This is a genomic window from Actinoalloteichus hoggarensis, assembly GCF_002234535.1.
Classification (GTDB): domain Bacteria; phylum Actinomycetota; class Actinomycetes; order Mycobacteriales; family Pseudonocardiaceae; genus Actinoalloteichus_A; species Actinoalloteichus_A hoggarensis.
The window spans coordinates 6,541,117-6,554,381 of sequence record NZ_CP022521.1 but is presented as its reverse complement, the minus strand read 5'-3'; the positions used below and the strand labels follow the sequence as shown (position 1 = coordinate 6,554,381).

Here is a 13,265-nt window from a genome sequence, read left to right as displayed (position 1 = left end):
CGGCTATGCGTCACGATAACCGGCAGTCCCACTCATCCGAGGGAGTTCGACGCCACAGTATTTCCGGACGACGAGAACGACAGGTGATCTCTACTGGCGATCATTCATCCGGTCCGGTGATCTTCGGGTGCGGGTCTAACGTCGAGGCATTCCTACTGGGTACTGTGATCACCACAGCACGAGGGAACAGACGTTCCCCGGATTCAACGGAATCCGTCATGTGCGGTGATTTTCCAGTCGACGAGAGGCGAACCGGTGTCCGGATCCGATCGGCGGTCACAGACGGGAGCACGCCGCCTGCGGCATGCCCTGTCGCGTGCCCTGCTGATCCTGGGCGGCACGGCGGCCTGCACCGCAGCGGCGTGGACGTTCTCCAGTGCCGCCAGCGCGGACTCGGCCTCTGCGCACCCGTCGTCGTATCCGGAGTCCGGCCGCCCGGCCGGTCTGCTGGGCGGTCTCACCGACGGCGGCGTCTCTCGGCTCACCGACCTCGAGCTGATCGACACGGTCGACCAGGTCGTCGAGGTGCCCCTCGAGGGTGCGGGCCGGCTTCTGTCAGTGCCTCATGCGGACGAGTCCGCCGCGCAGGAAGCCGACGGGAACGACGAAGACGGACCGCTTCGCACGGTCATCCGGCCGATCGGCGAGGCGGCCGACGGGATCACCGGCCTGGTGCGCTCGGAGGACGACTCCGACGACGGCCTGCTGCCGGAGGCGCCCTCGCTGCTGCCACTGATCGGTCTCGACGGCTCGGGCGGCTCCGCCGCCTCGGAGCCGGGTCCCGTCGGGAGTCCCCCGGCCTCGGGGCCGTTGCGCCCTCTCGACCGGCCCACCGATCTACCGCTCCATGAGCAGGACGGATCGGAATCGGGGTCCGACGAGGAGAGGACCGACGAGGCCGAGCGTGGCGACGTGTCGAAAGGCGTCGGCGCGGGCGGTCCTGCGTCCATCTTCTCCGTGATGCCCCGGTCTGCGCCGTTGTTCGTCGCCGAGGCGGTCTCGATCGATGCCGCCGACGCGGAGGCGCGCGTGGCGTCCGGTGCGGGTCGGCTGCCGAGCACGGGCATCGCGCCGCATTCCGCGTCGTCCGCGCACTCCGGCGCCAATCTCGCGGGCGGCGTCATCCCCGGTTACGTGGTCCCCGTCGCGCACTCCCCGCTGCGTACGGCCGGCTCGGCCGTGCAGCCTGCCGCCATCGGCTCCTCGGCTGAATTCGCCGAGCAGCCCGGCACCACTCCTGACTGAATCCCGCACGCGGTATCGGCCTTCCGGCTCGTCGCTGCGGGTGGTTCTCCTGCGTGTCCGAGTTCTCTCCGCCGATGCCGTTCCTGCCCATCCTCGGGTGTCGTCGCCGCAGCGCGTCCACACCCGTCCCTGAACAGGGTGGTCGGGTCCGCAGCGTGATCAGTCCGCCTTCTCGGACCGGCTCGGCCATCCCCCTTCTCATCGCTCTCGGGCCATGAATGACGGAAGGAGAACTCCCATGCAGACTTGGGCGAAGCACCGCAGAGATGAGCTTCCCGCCGGAGGTGCAGGCGGAGACCACAGCCAGGCCGTTCCCGACGCTCGTGACGTATCGGACGAGTGCGGAACTCGACGCGAGAGTCGTTCTCACTCCACCGGCACTCACGCCCGGCGCGATGAACAGCCTTCATTCGGCGCGCATTCCCTCCGTGATTCCGCCCCGCGTCGCATCGCGGAGAACGGACCGTACCGCGATGCATTCTCCTTTCGTGACGGCATTCACCGAGGCGTGCGCGCCGCACTCGTGACCGGCGGCCTGTTGATCGCCGGACCGGGGATGGCGTCGGCCGAGATCGAGTCGCCCGTCACCGATGCCGTCTCCGGGGCACTCGAATGCTGCCCGGACCGCACGGCGGAGGCGATCCCCGCGAGCTCGGCCGGCTTCTTCACCGGATTCCTCGTTCCGCAGACCGCACCGCCCACCGGAATCGCCGCCGAGGTGTCCGGTTCCGAGACCAGCCCCGCCGCCGCGTTCCCCCGCATCAGCAGCGGCTCCCCCGACCTTCCCGTTCAGCAGGAAAGCAGGAACACCATGACGATGCCTGCGGCCGACGACGCGGCGCTCCCCGACTACGACCAGCCTCGTTTCAGCCAGCACCGCCAGATCGCCGAGTACTGGGATGTCTGGGCCGATGTCAACTCGTCCACCGGGACGCTGTCCGCCCAGACCCTCGACCGGCTGCCCGTCGGACCGCTCTTCCACGGCCTGCACCGGGTGATGACCGGGCAGATCCTCACCGAGCCGGCCCCGTCGGCGCCTCGGGGCGTGGACACGACGGCGGAGACGACCGAGTTCTCGTCACGTGAGCTCGCGGGCAGGCTTCATCAGGCGTCGGTGCTGGACTCGTCGGTGACGACGGAGCTGCCGAGGATCACCGAGCTGACCAGGAACGCGGACGACTCCGCCGTCGGCGATCACGTCACCGCGGCGGGCATCGGCACCGCGCGCTCGACGGATCAGGTCGAACTGCCCGGACACGCCGAGAGCGTCCTGCCCGACGGCTCGATGCTTCGGCTGTCGTCGGTTCCCACCGAGGTGATTCGTGCGAGCCTGAGCCGAGGCCCGCTGGCCGCCGCTCCCGTCGCCGGGGACGTCGATCCGCTCGCGGTGTGGGGCGAGCTCCTGCCCGGTGCGGGAGATCTGCCGCGTATCCCGGAGCTGATCGAGTTCGTGCGCAGCGCATCGCTCTCTCCGGTGAGCGTACTGCCGGAGATGGGCAGGCTCGGCGGTCTCGGGGTGACCATGCCTCCTGCGGTCGCGCTGCCCGCTCCCGCGCCCGCCGTCGAGGGCATGGACGCGGCGACGCCCGCGGAGTTCGCCGCCGCGCAGCCGGCCGACTCGGGCGCGTCCGATGCCGCCGTTCGGATCGAGGGCGACGACCGGCCGACGGTGGAGCTGCCCCGGGTGTGGGCGCTCGCCGAGGAGCCTGCCGATCTGCCGATGCTGCCCGCGATCCAGGCCAAGTCGTGGGGACTGCCCGGTCCGACCGATCTGCCGGAGATTCCTGAGCTGGCCGACGAGTTCGGCTCGGTGTCGCTGAGCGACCCGGCGATGGTGATGGTGAGCCTGCCCACACCGACGGCGCCGACTGGCGACACGGTCGCCGAGGGCGGCGCCGTCGTGGTCCGGCTGCCCGCGAGTGTTGCCGGGGGCGCCGACGGGACAGAGGCGACCACTCGGCCGGCCGCCGAGGAGGGATCAAGCGAGACGGGCGCTTTTGCCGCAGGCGAGCAGAGCGCGGCCGGGTCCGGGACAGCGGCTCTTGCGGATTCCGACGACTCCCGGCAGCGCGGCCTGGAGGGGCTCGGCCTCGGTGACGGTCTGCCGCTCGGCCGGCCTGGCGCGTCCCTGGAGTTCGATGCGCTCAACGGCATGAACGAACTTCCGCTGCTCGGCCGGGAGGCTCCCGCCCTGAGCACACTGGACACCGCCGTGCTGCTGCGAGACGTCACCGGCGAGGAGTCCGGCGACCTCGCGGCACGACACTGACTCCGACGGAGAGTTCGCCCGGTTCGACAGGAGCGGGTCGTCGAGGCCAAGGCCTCCGGCGACCCGCTTCCGTCGTGTCGGCCGATGACCGACTGTCGGGTGTGGTCGACCGACGAGCTGGGAGGCGGGGTCGGCCGGTAGTCCCGGTGGCATCGCGCGGGGCCGTGTCGACGAGCCTGTGTCCACGGGCGCTGTCGGTGGAGTCGTCCGCTCGGTGGCGGCTGTCCGCGTCGGTCGAGGCGATGGAGCGCCGCCGGGAATCGGCGGCGTCGGTGGACCGGGAGTGGAGCGTGTTCGGGGCCTGGGGCGCATCCGGGAGTCTGAAGCGCATCGGGAAGCCGCCGAAGATCGGTGCCCTTCCGAAGGAGCCGTCGCGTCGCATGCGCTCCGTTACCCCTTTCGCCTGTGCTCGCCCGGCAGGCACGCACTCCGGTCTGCCGCGTCGGTCTTCTCACCCGCCCTCGCGCCGCCGCACCGCGCCTGCTCAGCACGTCGGCAGGTGCGTGGGCTGCCGGCCGCTCATGCCGGCTTCCCCTGCAGGGCCGCCCTCCCGATGCCTTCCCGGCGCGGTGCCTGCGGACTCCCGACGTTTCCCGGCCCGCCGCGCCGCCGGATTCTCCTCGTTTCCGGCGTTTCCGGGCGTCCCCAGCCCTCCAGCGCTTCGGAAGCTCCAGTGCAGCCCGGCTCTCCAGGGTCCCGGTGCTCCCGAACTTCCGTGGCATCGCCGGATGCTCCAGGCCTCCCGACGCCCCTGGCGAGGGCCCGGCCGGCAGCGTGCCCGGTCGGTGCGACGAACCTCGGCGAGGCCGCGGACCGGTCACGGCCGGGGGCGAGGGGTGCGGACGCCCGACTCGCCGCCTGGCGGGATGCGGACTGATTACCGGTCAGCCACGTCGACGCAGGATCGTCTCGGCCCGGTCGAGCATCGCGACCGACGGCAGGGTCCCGTCGCTGGTAACCCAGGCGGTGCGCAGTTCGGGCCGCAGCCGGACGCGGCCGAGGAACACCGGGCTGCCCACGACGTCGTTCACCCGCGCGGCGATGGCGGTGCCGCTGCCCCTGGGATGCTCGGCGACGATTGCGAACTCGTCGCTGCCGTAACGGGCGACGGTGTAGTCGGCACGAAGACCCGCCTTGAGGCGATCGGCCAGCAGGATGAGCAGGTCGTCACCGCGTTCGAAGCCATGGACGGCGTTCACCTCCGCCAGCCGGCAGATGTCCACCAGTACCAGGGTGACCATGGTGCCCCTGATGTCCGCTCGAACAAGACTCTCGTGGAGCCGGTCGAGCAGCAACACCCGGTTGGGCAGGCCGGTCAACGGGTCGATCACGCCCGCCCGGCGGGCGGGTTCGCCGTCGACAGGTTGCAGGAACGACAACAGCACAGGAGATCCGTGCAGGCTGATGACCTGAAAGCTCATCCACAGTCTGGTCTCGATGCCGTGGGCACCGACTCGTACCAGGGGTAGTCGCAGCAATCCCGGTCTGCGCGTCAGCTGGCCGATGAGCTGGTGGCTGCGGGGCACCGGCGCGCCTGCTTCATCACGCAGCACGTGCTCGACTCGCAGGCCGCCCGTGATCAGCTCCGGTCTGGAGCGGCCGAGCAGCATCGCTGCGAGTTCGTTGGCGGCGAGCACCTCGCCGCCCGCATTCTGTAGCAGCACTCCGACCGGCAGCTCCGCGACGACATCGCCCCAGACCGAGCCGAGTTCTCGTTGTGCCGCCGTCCTCACGGCACTCATTTGGCCCCATACCTTCCGCCGAACGGAGCACTGGAGCTGAGCCTTCCCTGCACTTCGCCCCAGTTCAAGTCCGCCGGGGCGCTCAGACGGGTGGTTTTCTCGGCCACCGATGAACGCTGAGTGAAATGGAGCGGTGGTCGAGTAGTCCCGACTCGGTGGCGACGCTCGTTCGGATCGGGGCTCCGGCCCATCCGTCAGTCTCATTCGCCCGCCGGGATGGGGATCGGGGCGGGGGTCGGACGGCGTGCGCTCGTCCGCATCACGGGGCCGTCGTCACGGGGCCGTGGTGGGTCCGCGGACGGCAGCGTGGCATCCGGCGTTCACCTCCCCGTCGACCTGCCTGGTTAGCGTCCGCCCATGGACAGCCATCCCACCCCCCGACGGCAGGCATCCCGGCGCGCGGTCCTCGGCGCCGCTCTCGGCGTGGGTGCCACCTTGCTCGGCGGTGCCGCCGCGACAGCCGAAGCCCGGTCCGCCTCCTTCGGGCCGTGGCGGCCGCCCGGGTCCGGTCGCCGTCGCGTGCTGCTCGCGACCAACGAGCCGTGGGGCACCTACCACGTGCGTCCACTGCTCACCGAGGCTCGGCGACGTGGCTGGGAACTGATCCAGCTGGTGCCCGATCTCTCGAACATCGCGCCGGAGGACCCGGTCCAGGTCGTCACACCGGGGAACGCCCCGCCTGCGGATCTGCTGGTGCTCAACGGTGCGGAGGACTGGCCCGCCGACTGTGCTCGTCGGCTGCGCCGACTGCCGGTGGCGGCGGCCTCGCTGGCGTATCTGCCCGCCGAGGAGGCGACTCGGGCGGGGGAGTTTCGGGGGCGCGTGCGGTGGGCCTCGGCCGGCTCGCCTGCCGAGGCGCGTGCGTTCCGGGAGTACCTCGGATACCGACCGCGAGTCTGGCCGGTCGGGTCTCCGCAGACCGACGATCTTCCGGCGCGGCGGCCGGAACCGAACACGGTACTCATCCTGACCAGCGTCACGCACCCGGACGAGACCGGTGGCGCGGCGCCGGGCGCCGAGCTGCTGCTTGCCTCGGCCGCGCGGCTGGCCGAGTCGGGCAGGCGGGTCGTCGTCGGGCTGCATCCTCGTGAGGACCCCGCGCTGTGGGACGACTACGAGATCAGCTCGCTCGCCTCGGTCGAGGCCTCGGCGCGGGTGGAGGCGGCCGTCGGCATCCCCGGATCGGTGTTCCCCCTGGTGGCGGCCGTGGGGACGCCGATCGTCGGCTGCGTCGATCCGGCGCTGGCGGTGCCGGAGCATCTGCTGCGGGTGTGCTCGTCGACCGTCGACGACGCGGCCGACGTCGTGGCTGCGGTGGAACAGGCCGAACCCGTCGACGCGCGGACCCGACGCGACGTGGTCGGTCCGGTCGGCGGCTCCGCCCGACGACTCTTCGACGGCTGGGAGCGGATCACCCGGCGACCCTGGCGGTAGGACACTCCTCGATGCCGGATGCCGGATGCCGGATGCCGGATGCCGGATGCCGGATGCCGGATGCCGGATGCCGGATGCCGGATGCCGGATGCCGGATGCCGGATGCCGGATGCCGGATGCCGGATGCCGGATGGCTGCGTGGATCGTCGCGGGTCGGTGAGATTCGGCCGTCGCGACCTCTCGAAGGTCACGGGCCGTCCCGGGACGACGAGGGTGCCGTGCTAGCGTCTTTATTTAGTGATCGATAAATAAAGGCGACCCGTCGGGGAGCGCGGTCACCGGCGGGATGGTGCGCGGATGCTCGGCAGCCACACGACAGGAGCCGGCGGAGCGGTGTCGCTGTCGGTGCTGACGGCGGGAGTGTTCGTCATCGGCACGGCCGAGTACGTCGTCGTCGGACTGCTTCCGCAGCTCTCCGATGATCTCGACGTCTCGGTGCCGACGGCGGGGATGCTCGTCACCTGGTACGCACTCACCGTCACGGTCGGGGGGCCGCTCGTCACCGTCGCGACCCTGCGTCTACCGCGCCGCCTGCTGCTGCCCCTCGCCGCACTCGTCTTCGCGCTGGGCAATCTCGTCGCGGCGACCGCGGACACGTATCGGCTGCTGGTCGTCGCGAGGACGGTGACGGCCCTGACGCACAGCACCTTCTTCGCCGTCGCGCTGGTCACCGCCGTGGCGTTGGTGCCTGCCGGACGTCGTGGTCTCGCCGTCGCCGTGGTGTCCTCGGGTTTCAACCTCGCCACCGTCCTCGGCGCTCCGGCCGGGACCTGGCTCGGCGCCGGCCACGGCTGGCGGGCGACGTTCTGGGCGATCGCGATCCTCGGTGTGGCGGTGGCGATCGTGCTGCCCTTCGCGGTACGAGGCGCCGCGGCGTCTCCATCCGGTCTTCGCGGTGAGGTCCGCGCCCTGCTCGACGCTCGTGTCGCAACCCTGCTGTTGATCACCGTGTTCACTCAGGCCGGGCTGTTCACGCTGTACACCTACATCGCTCCACTGCTCACCGAGGTCAGCGGCTTCGACGCCCGGGCGATCGCCTCGTTGCTCCTGCTCTTCGGTGCGGGCGCGCTCGTCGGGAACCTGCTCGGCGGCAGCCTGGCCGACCACAGCCCGTGGAATTCTCTGCTCCTGCTGACCGGCGCGCTCGCGGCGACCTCGGCGGCCTTCCTGGTGACCGCCACCAGCCGACCCGCCGTCACGGTGGCACTGGTCCTGCTCGGGACGGCGGCGTTCGCGCTGGTCCCGGTTCTCCAGACACGGGTCGCCGCGCTGGCAGCCGCAGCCCCGACCCTCGCGGTCGCGACCAACACCTCCGGCTTCAACCTCGGCATCGCGGCGGGCTCCTGGCTCGGCGCCAGGCAGCTGGACGCGGGATCGAGCCTGATCAGCCTGTCGGTGACGGCGTCGACGCTGGTCCTGGTCGGTTTCGCCCTCGCCGTCCTGCTCGTCTACCGGCTACGCGCCCGGCCTGCCGAGACGACGACAGGCCCGTCGGGCGGCCGCCGCCCGTCGCCTCCGCGGCGTTCTCGCCGACCGAGCCTCCCTTGATCGGCCCCGACTCCGGCCGTCCTCGTCGCGGCGAACCCCCGCACCGACAGCGCCTGCACCGACAGCGCCTGCACCGACAGCGCCTGCACGAAAGCGCTGCCATCAACAGTAAGGAGTACAGAGATGACGTCCCTCTCCCGACCGGACACCTCCGCGTTGGCCCGAGTCGTACGCGGCGCGGGCCCCGGCGTGCTGCTAGCCCACGGCGGCGGCGGCGGTGTCGAGGCGAACTTCGGTCCGATCCTCGACGGCTTGGCGGCGAAGTACACGGTCGTCGGGCCCGACTACCCCGGTGCGGGGCTGACGCCGAGGTCGTCGTTCCCCCTGGACGTCGACGTCCTAGCCGATCAGCTGGTGGCCGCCGCCGTCGAGGAGGGGCTGAGCTCCTTCGCCGTCGTCGGCTACTCGATGGGCGTGCCGTTGGCGATCCGGGCGGCGCGCAGGCATCCGAATCGGGTCCGGGCGCTCGTGCTGACCGCTGGCTTCGCGGCGGCCGGGCCTCGGCTGCGGCATGCGGTGCGGCTGTGGCAGGGCCTGCTGTCGCACGGTGACGAGGCCCTGCTCGGCAGCTTCCTGGCGATCAACGGGGGCGGCATCCCCTACCTCGAGGGCCTGTCCGGGGAACAGGTCGACGGGATCGCGGCCCACTCGGCGAGCACCGTGCCGCCCGGTACCCCGGAGCACGTCGACCTGGCGGGCCGGATGGACGTACGGGACGACCTGGCCCACGTCGCGGTGCCCACGCTGGTCGTCGTGACCACCGGGGACCTGCTTGCCACCCCGGCTGGTCAGCGTGAACTCGCCGAGGGCATCCCCGACGCCCGGCTGGTCGACATCGACACCGGACACCTGCCGTTCGTCGAACAACCGGAGCAGTGGTCCACGCTGATCCACGAGTTCCTCGGCGAGGTGCATCGCCGCTGAGGCGGCGATGCACGAGACACCAGATCGAAAGCGGTACTACCCCTTGGCTGCCGCGCGGATCGGCTCGCCGACCTCGTGCATGTGCTTCAAGGCCATCGCATAGGAGGTGATCAGACTCGTCTCCTGATAGGGCACGCCGAGTTCTCGGCAGTAGTCCCGGACGATGGGCTTGGCCTTACGCAGATTGGGGCTGGGCATGTGCGGGAACAGGTGATGCTCGATCTGGTAGTTCAGGCCGCCCAACGCCACGTCGGTCACCAGGCCGCCGGTGACGTTGCGCGAGGTGAGCACCTGGCGACGGAGGAAGTCCAGCTCGTCCTCCTTGGTCAGCGTCGGCATCCCCTTGTGGTTCGGCGCGAAGATGCTGCCGAGGTAGACGCCGAAGAGCGCCTGATGGACGAGCATGAACACGATCGCCTTGCCCACCGGCAGCACGGTGAACAACGCCGCGAGATAGAGCACGAAGTGGCCGATCAACGTCACCGCCTCCACACCTCGCCCGCGCAGGTCACGGCGGAAGAGGGCACGGACGCTGGCGACGTGGAGGTTGAAGCCCTCCAGCGTGAGCAGCGGGAAGAAGAGGAAGGCCTGCCTGCGGCCGATGAACTTCGCGATCCCGCTGCTCTGCCGTGCCTGGCGCTCCGACCAGATGAGCAGCTCCGGCGAGACGTCCGGGTCCAGTTCCTCGTGGTTGGGGTTGGCGTGATGGCGGGTGTGCTTGTCCATCCACCAGCCGTAACTCATGCCGATGCCGACGTTGCCCGCGAGCCTGCCGCTGAACGCGCTGATCCGCCGCTTCCGGAAGACCTGCCGATGCGCGAGGTCATGGGCGACCAGCGCCACCTGGCCGAAGATGATCGCAAGGTAGACGGCGACGGCGATCTGCCACCAGGAGTCGCCGACGAGGAAGAAGGCCACCCAGCCGCCGACGAACAGCGTCGCGACGATGCTGAGACGAACGGCGTAGTAGACAGGCCGTCGGTCGAGCAGACCTGCGTCGTTGATCCGGCGAGCGAGTTGGGCGAAGTCGTTGCTCGACGTCGCCTCCGTCGCGTCCTGCGCCTCCGGTCGGGCTGCCATCAGGGCGGTCGGAGACCCGTCGTTCGAGTCGCTCCGCGCGGCTGCCCCGCCTGAGGGGACTGCGTTAGTCATGTGAGCTGATTCTACGGAGATGCGTGTTGGATACAGTCGTGGTAGACGTCTGGACTTCTGCGCCGATTCGTGCATCGGACCGGCGAGCACCGAGGTCATCGGCGGAAAGTCCGTTTCGTCGTCATGTCGTCCGGTGGCGGTCTGCCCCGATCGGCATCGGCCACGTGCCTGAGCAGCGGGCGGAGTCCGCAGGCTCCCGTTCCGACTGCCGCGTCGGGTGGCGGTGTCTCCTCCGCCACCCCGGCGGCGGCTCGGGTCTAGGGCGCGGCGGGCGGCTCCGCCGTCACACCGTCCGCCCGTGCATCGGCGGAGTCCGACACCCGGTTCGCCGCGGCGTGTGCGAGCACGGCGGCGATCCACTTCTCGTCCTTGTCACCGTCGTCCGGGTCCGGCTGCGGGCCGCCGCTGATCGTCGCCGTCAGCGTGAGATACCGGTCGAGCACGCTCGTGAAACGGGAGGTGAACCTCTCGGCGGCCTCGGTGGGTTCGGAGTGATCCTCTGGGGCCTCGGTGAGGTGTCGACGGGTCTCGTCGACGTCGTACTCCCCGGTGGCCTCGGCGGTGACTTCGGCCGTCGCCACCACGAGCCGCTCGACGATCTCGCCGGCCGCGGGGGAGTCCACCGGCATTCCGGACCGGCGTGCCTCCCCGACCTCCGCCATGATCAGCCCATGCTTCTCGATCTGTTTCAGCATCGCGGGCGAGGTCACCTGCTGCGCCAGGGAGCTGCCCGCGAAGCTGTCATGGAAGAACTGACGGACCTCGCGGCGGAAGTCCGCGTCGCGGACCATGTCGGCCAGCTCCAACCAGGCTTCGAGCTGTTCGGTCGTGGGCTCCTCCGGAAGCGTGGGCCGCATCTGGTGCAACATGGTGATGTAGCCGGGGTGCACGGGCAGGTCTTCGCTGACCTCGTCCCAGAATTCGTCGATGAGGCGGTCTCGGTCGTCGTCGGACATGGAGGCGAGCTTGTGCATGAGGCCGATCCGTTCGGTCGCGCTGTGTTGCCTGACGATGGTGCGCAGGACTGCTCGCCTGACCTGAAGGCGGTGCGTCTGGCGTTCGACGATGCCGAGATGCGTGATGGCCAGGTCGTGCAGCGTGGTCTCCTCGGCGAGCAGGCTCCGGATGTCGTCCAGCCCGGCGCCCAGCTCACGAAGAGTCCGGACGAGCTCCAGCCGGGCGATCGACTCTACGTCGTAGAGCCGATGGCCCGCGCTGGTATGGCCGGCGGGCGGGGTGATCCCCGCATCGGAGTAGAACCTGATGGCGCTGACACTCAGACCGGTCCGCCGGGCCGCATCCCCGATGGGGTACAGCTCGTTGTCGTCCATGGGCGTCACTATGTCGTCTCAAGCCACTTGAGAATCAAGCCCGTCGCGCGGTTCGAGGCGCCGGCGAGAAGCGGGCCAGGCGGCAGCCGCGACCACGCCGCCCCCACGCCGCTGTACCGACGACGCCGCCACGTCGGTCGATGTGGCGACGCGCCGCTCGCCCGAATGAGGCGAGCCCTGGTCCGCGGGGTCCCTCGGAATCGTGCGGCGGCCGAACGCCGTCGGTGAACACCGGCGGGCCGACCGGCGACCGTCACTGATCCCAGGTGACCGGCAGTTCATGGACGCCGTAGATGTTCATATCGGTCTTGAGCCGCACCGCATCGGCGGGGACGGCGAGTGCCAAGGTCGGGAAGCGATGCAGGAGTCCCTCGAAACCGGCGCGCATCTCGATACGGGCCAGCTGCTGGCCAAGACACTGGTGGACGCCGTGGCCGAAGGAGAGATGACCGCGGGCCCGGCGGCGGATGTCCAGTGCGTCGGGATCTTCGAAGCGTCCGGGATCACGGTTGGCGGCCAGCACGGAGACGACGACGCTCGACCCTCTGCTGATCGTCTCCCCGCCGAGCTCGATGTCCTCCGTGGCATAGCGAAGAAGGATGTCGACGACGGACAGCGAGCGCAGGAGTTCCTCGACGGCATCGGGTACCAGCTCGGGACGGGCACGCAGTTCTTCAGCCTGCTCGGGGTCTTCCAAGAGCGCGAAGGTGCCCAGCCCCAGCATGTTGGCGGTGGTCTCGTGGCCCGCGAGCAGCAGCAGGAAGGCGATACCGGTCAGTTCGTCGATGGTGAGGTCCTCCTGGCAGGCCAGGTCGGACAGGATGTTCTCGCCGGGAGCGGTGCGAGTGCGCGTGACCAGTTCGGCCAGATAGCTGTGCAGCGCGCCGTGTACCGCCGTCTTCTCCTCGAGCGGCAGGTCCTTGACGAGGAATCGCGCGGAGCGGGCCTGAAATTCCTGCCGGTCCGCGTAGGGGACGCCGAGGAGCTCGCAGATCACCAACAGCGGCACCGGCACCGCGAATTCCGTCACCAGGTCGACCGGCGGCGTAAGGCGAGCCATCGCGTCCAGCCGATGCTCGACGATCTCGGCGACGTGCGCCTCGAGCTGCTTCATCCGTCTGACGGTGAAGGCGCCGGTGAGCCTGCGTCGCAGCCGGGTGTGGTCCGGCGGGTCCATGGCGATGAACATGCCCGGCGGCTGCGGCGGCGGTTCGGTGAAGACGGGCATGCCGGGGATCTCCCACGGCACGTGAAGGACGCCGATGTCCTGGCGGGAACTGAATCGCGTGTCCGCCATGACCTTGCGGACGGCGTCGTAGCCGGTGACGAGCCAGCCCTCGTGACCGTCGGGGAAGACCATGGGGCTGACGGGACGAGCCTCCCGTAGCCGGGTGATGGCGCGGGGCGGATCGAAGGGCCCGGCATCGCGTTCCATGGGTAGACCGTGCGGAATGGCGACCGGATGATTCATGAGTTTCCTCTCATGGCGATGAATGCCGAGCACGATCGCCGTTGTTTCCGAGCGCCGACGGACCCGGATACCGGCGATGATGGAGGCATGGTTGACCCAGGGTGCGTTGTCGCGGTGGTTGATATCGTGACGAACGTCGGAATGTGGCG

At 70.1% G+C, this 13,265-nt stretch carries 9 protein-coding genes; 5 read left to right on the top strand and 4 right to left on the bottom strand.

The features are described 5' to 3' along the window. Nucleotides 1-255 precede the first annotated feature (255 nt). On the top strand, nt 256-1,245 hold the full coding sequence (locus tag AHOG_RS27945) for a hypothetical protein (protein WP_093943969.1): 990 nt from the start codon (nt 256-258) through the stop codon (nt 1,243-1,245). A gap of 508 nt (nt 1,246-1,753) precedes the next feature. Then, complete coding sequence (locus AHOG_RS27940) at nt 1,754-3,514, top strand: hypothetical protein (RefSeq protein WP_093943968.1); 1,761 nt, start codon at nt 1,754-1,756, stop codon at nt 3,512-3,514. A gap of 884 nt (nt 3,515-4,398) precedes the next feature. Here AHOG_RS27940 and AHOG_RS27935 read toward each other — a convergent pair. Further along, complete coding sequence (locus AHOG_RS27935; RefSeq protein ID WP_093943967.1) at nt 4,399-5,256, bottom strand: GGDEF domain-containing protein; 858 nt, start codon at nt 5,254-5,256, stop codon at nt 4,399-4,401. Between the two features lie 357 nt (nt 5,257-5,613). On the opposite strand from AHOG_RS27935, the gene AHOG_RS27930 reads away from it, so the two are divergent. The 3 genes from AHOG_RS27930 (at nt 5,614) to AHOG_RS27915 (ending at nt 9,162) form a co-directional block, all read left to right on the top strand. Next, complete coding sequence (locus AHOG_RS27930; protein WP_093943966.1) at nt 5,614-6,690, top strand: hypothetical protein; 1,077 nt, start codon at nt 5,614-5,616, stop codon at nt 6,688-6,690. Nucleotides 6,691-6,987: 297 nt separating this feature from the next. Further along, nucleotides 6,988-8,238: an MFS transporter gene (locus tag AHOG_RS27920; protein ID WP_093943964.1), complete on the top strand. Its 1,251-nt coding sequence runs from the start codon at nt 6,988-6,990 to the stop codon at nt 8,236-8,238. A 123-nt stretch (nt 8,239-8,361) separates the two neighbouring features. Further along, nucleotides 8,362-9,162, top strand: a complete 801-nt coding sequence (locus AHOG_RS27915) for an alpha/beta fold hydrolase (protein WP_093943963.1) — start codon at nt 8,362-8,364, stop codon at nt 9,160-9,162. A 36-nt stretch (nt 9,163-9,198) separates the two neighbouring features. Here the strand turns inward: AHOG_RS27915 and AHOG_RS27910 are convergent, their stop codons facing one another. The 3 genes from AHOG_RS27910 to AHOG_RS27900 all read right to left on the bottom strand — a co-directional run bounded on the left by AHOG_RS27910 (nt 9,199) and on the right by AHOG_RS27900 (nt 13,080). Further along, on the bottom strand, nt 9,199-10,242 hold the full coding sequence (locus AHOG_RS27910) for a fatty acid desaturase family protein (RefSeq protein ID WP_093943962.1): 1,044 nt from the start codon (nt 10,240-10,242) through the stop codon (nt 9,199-9,201). A 329-nt stretch (nt 10,243-10,571) separates the two neighbouring features. After that, nucleotides 10,572-11,645 carry a MerR family transcriptional regulator gene (locus AHOG_RS27905; protein ID WP_093943961.1) on the bottom strand — a complete coding sequence of 358 codons (1,074 nt, stop codon included), beginning with the start codon at nt 11,643-11,645 and terminating at the stop codon, nt 10,572-10,574. A gap of 253 nt (nt 11,646-11,898) precedes the next feature. After that, complete coding sequence (locus AHOG_RS27900; protein ID WP_376700080.1) at nt 11,899-13,080, bottom strand: cytochrome P450; 1,182 nt, start codon at nt 13,078-13,080, stop codon at nt 11,899-11,901. Between the last annotated feature and the right edge of the window lie 185 nt (nt 13,081-13,265).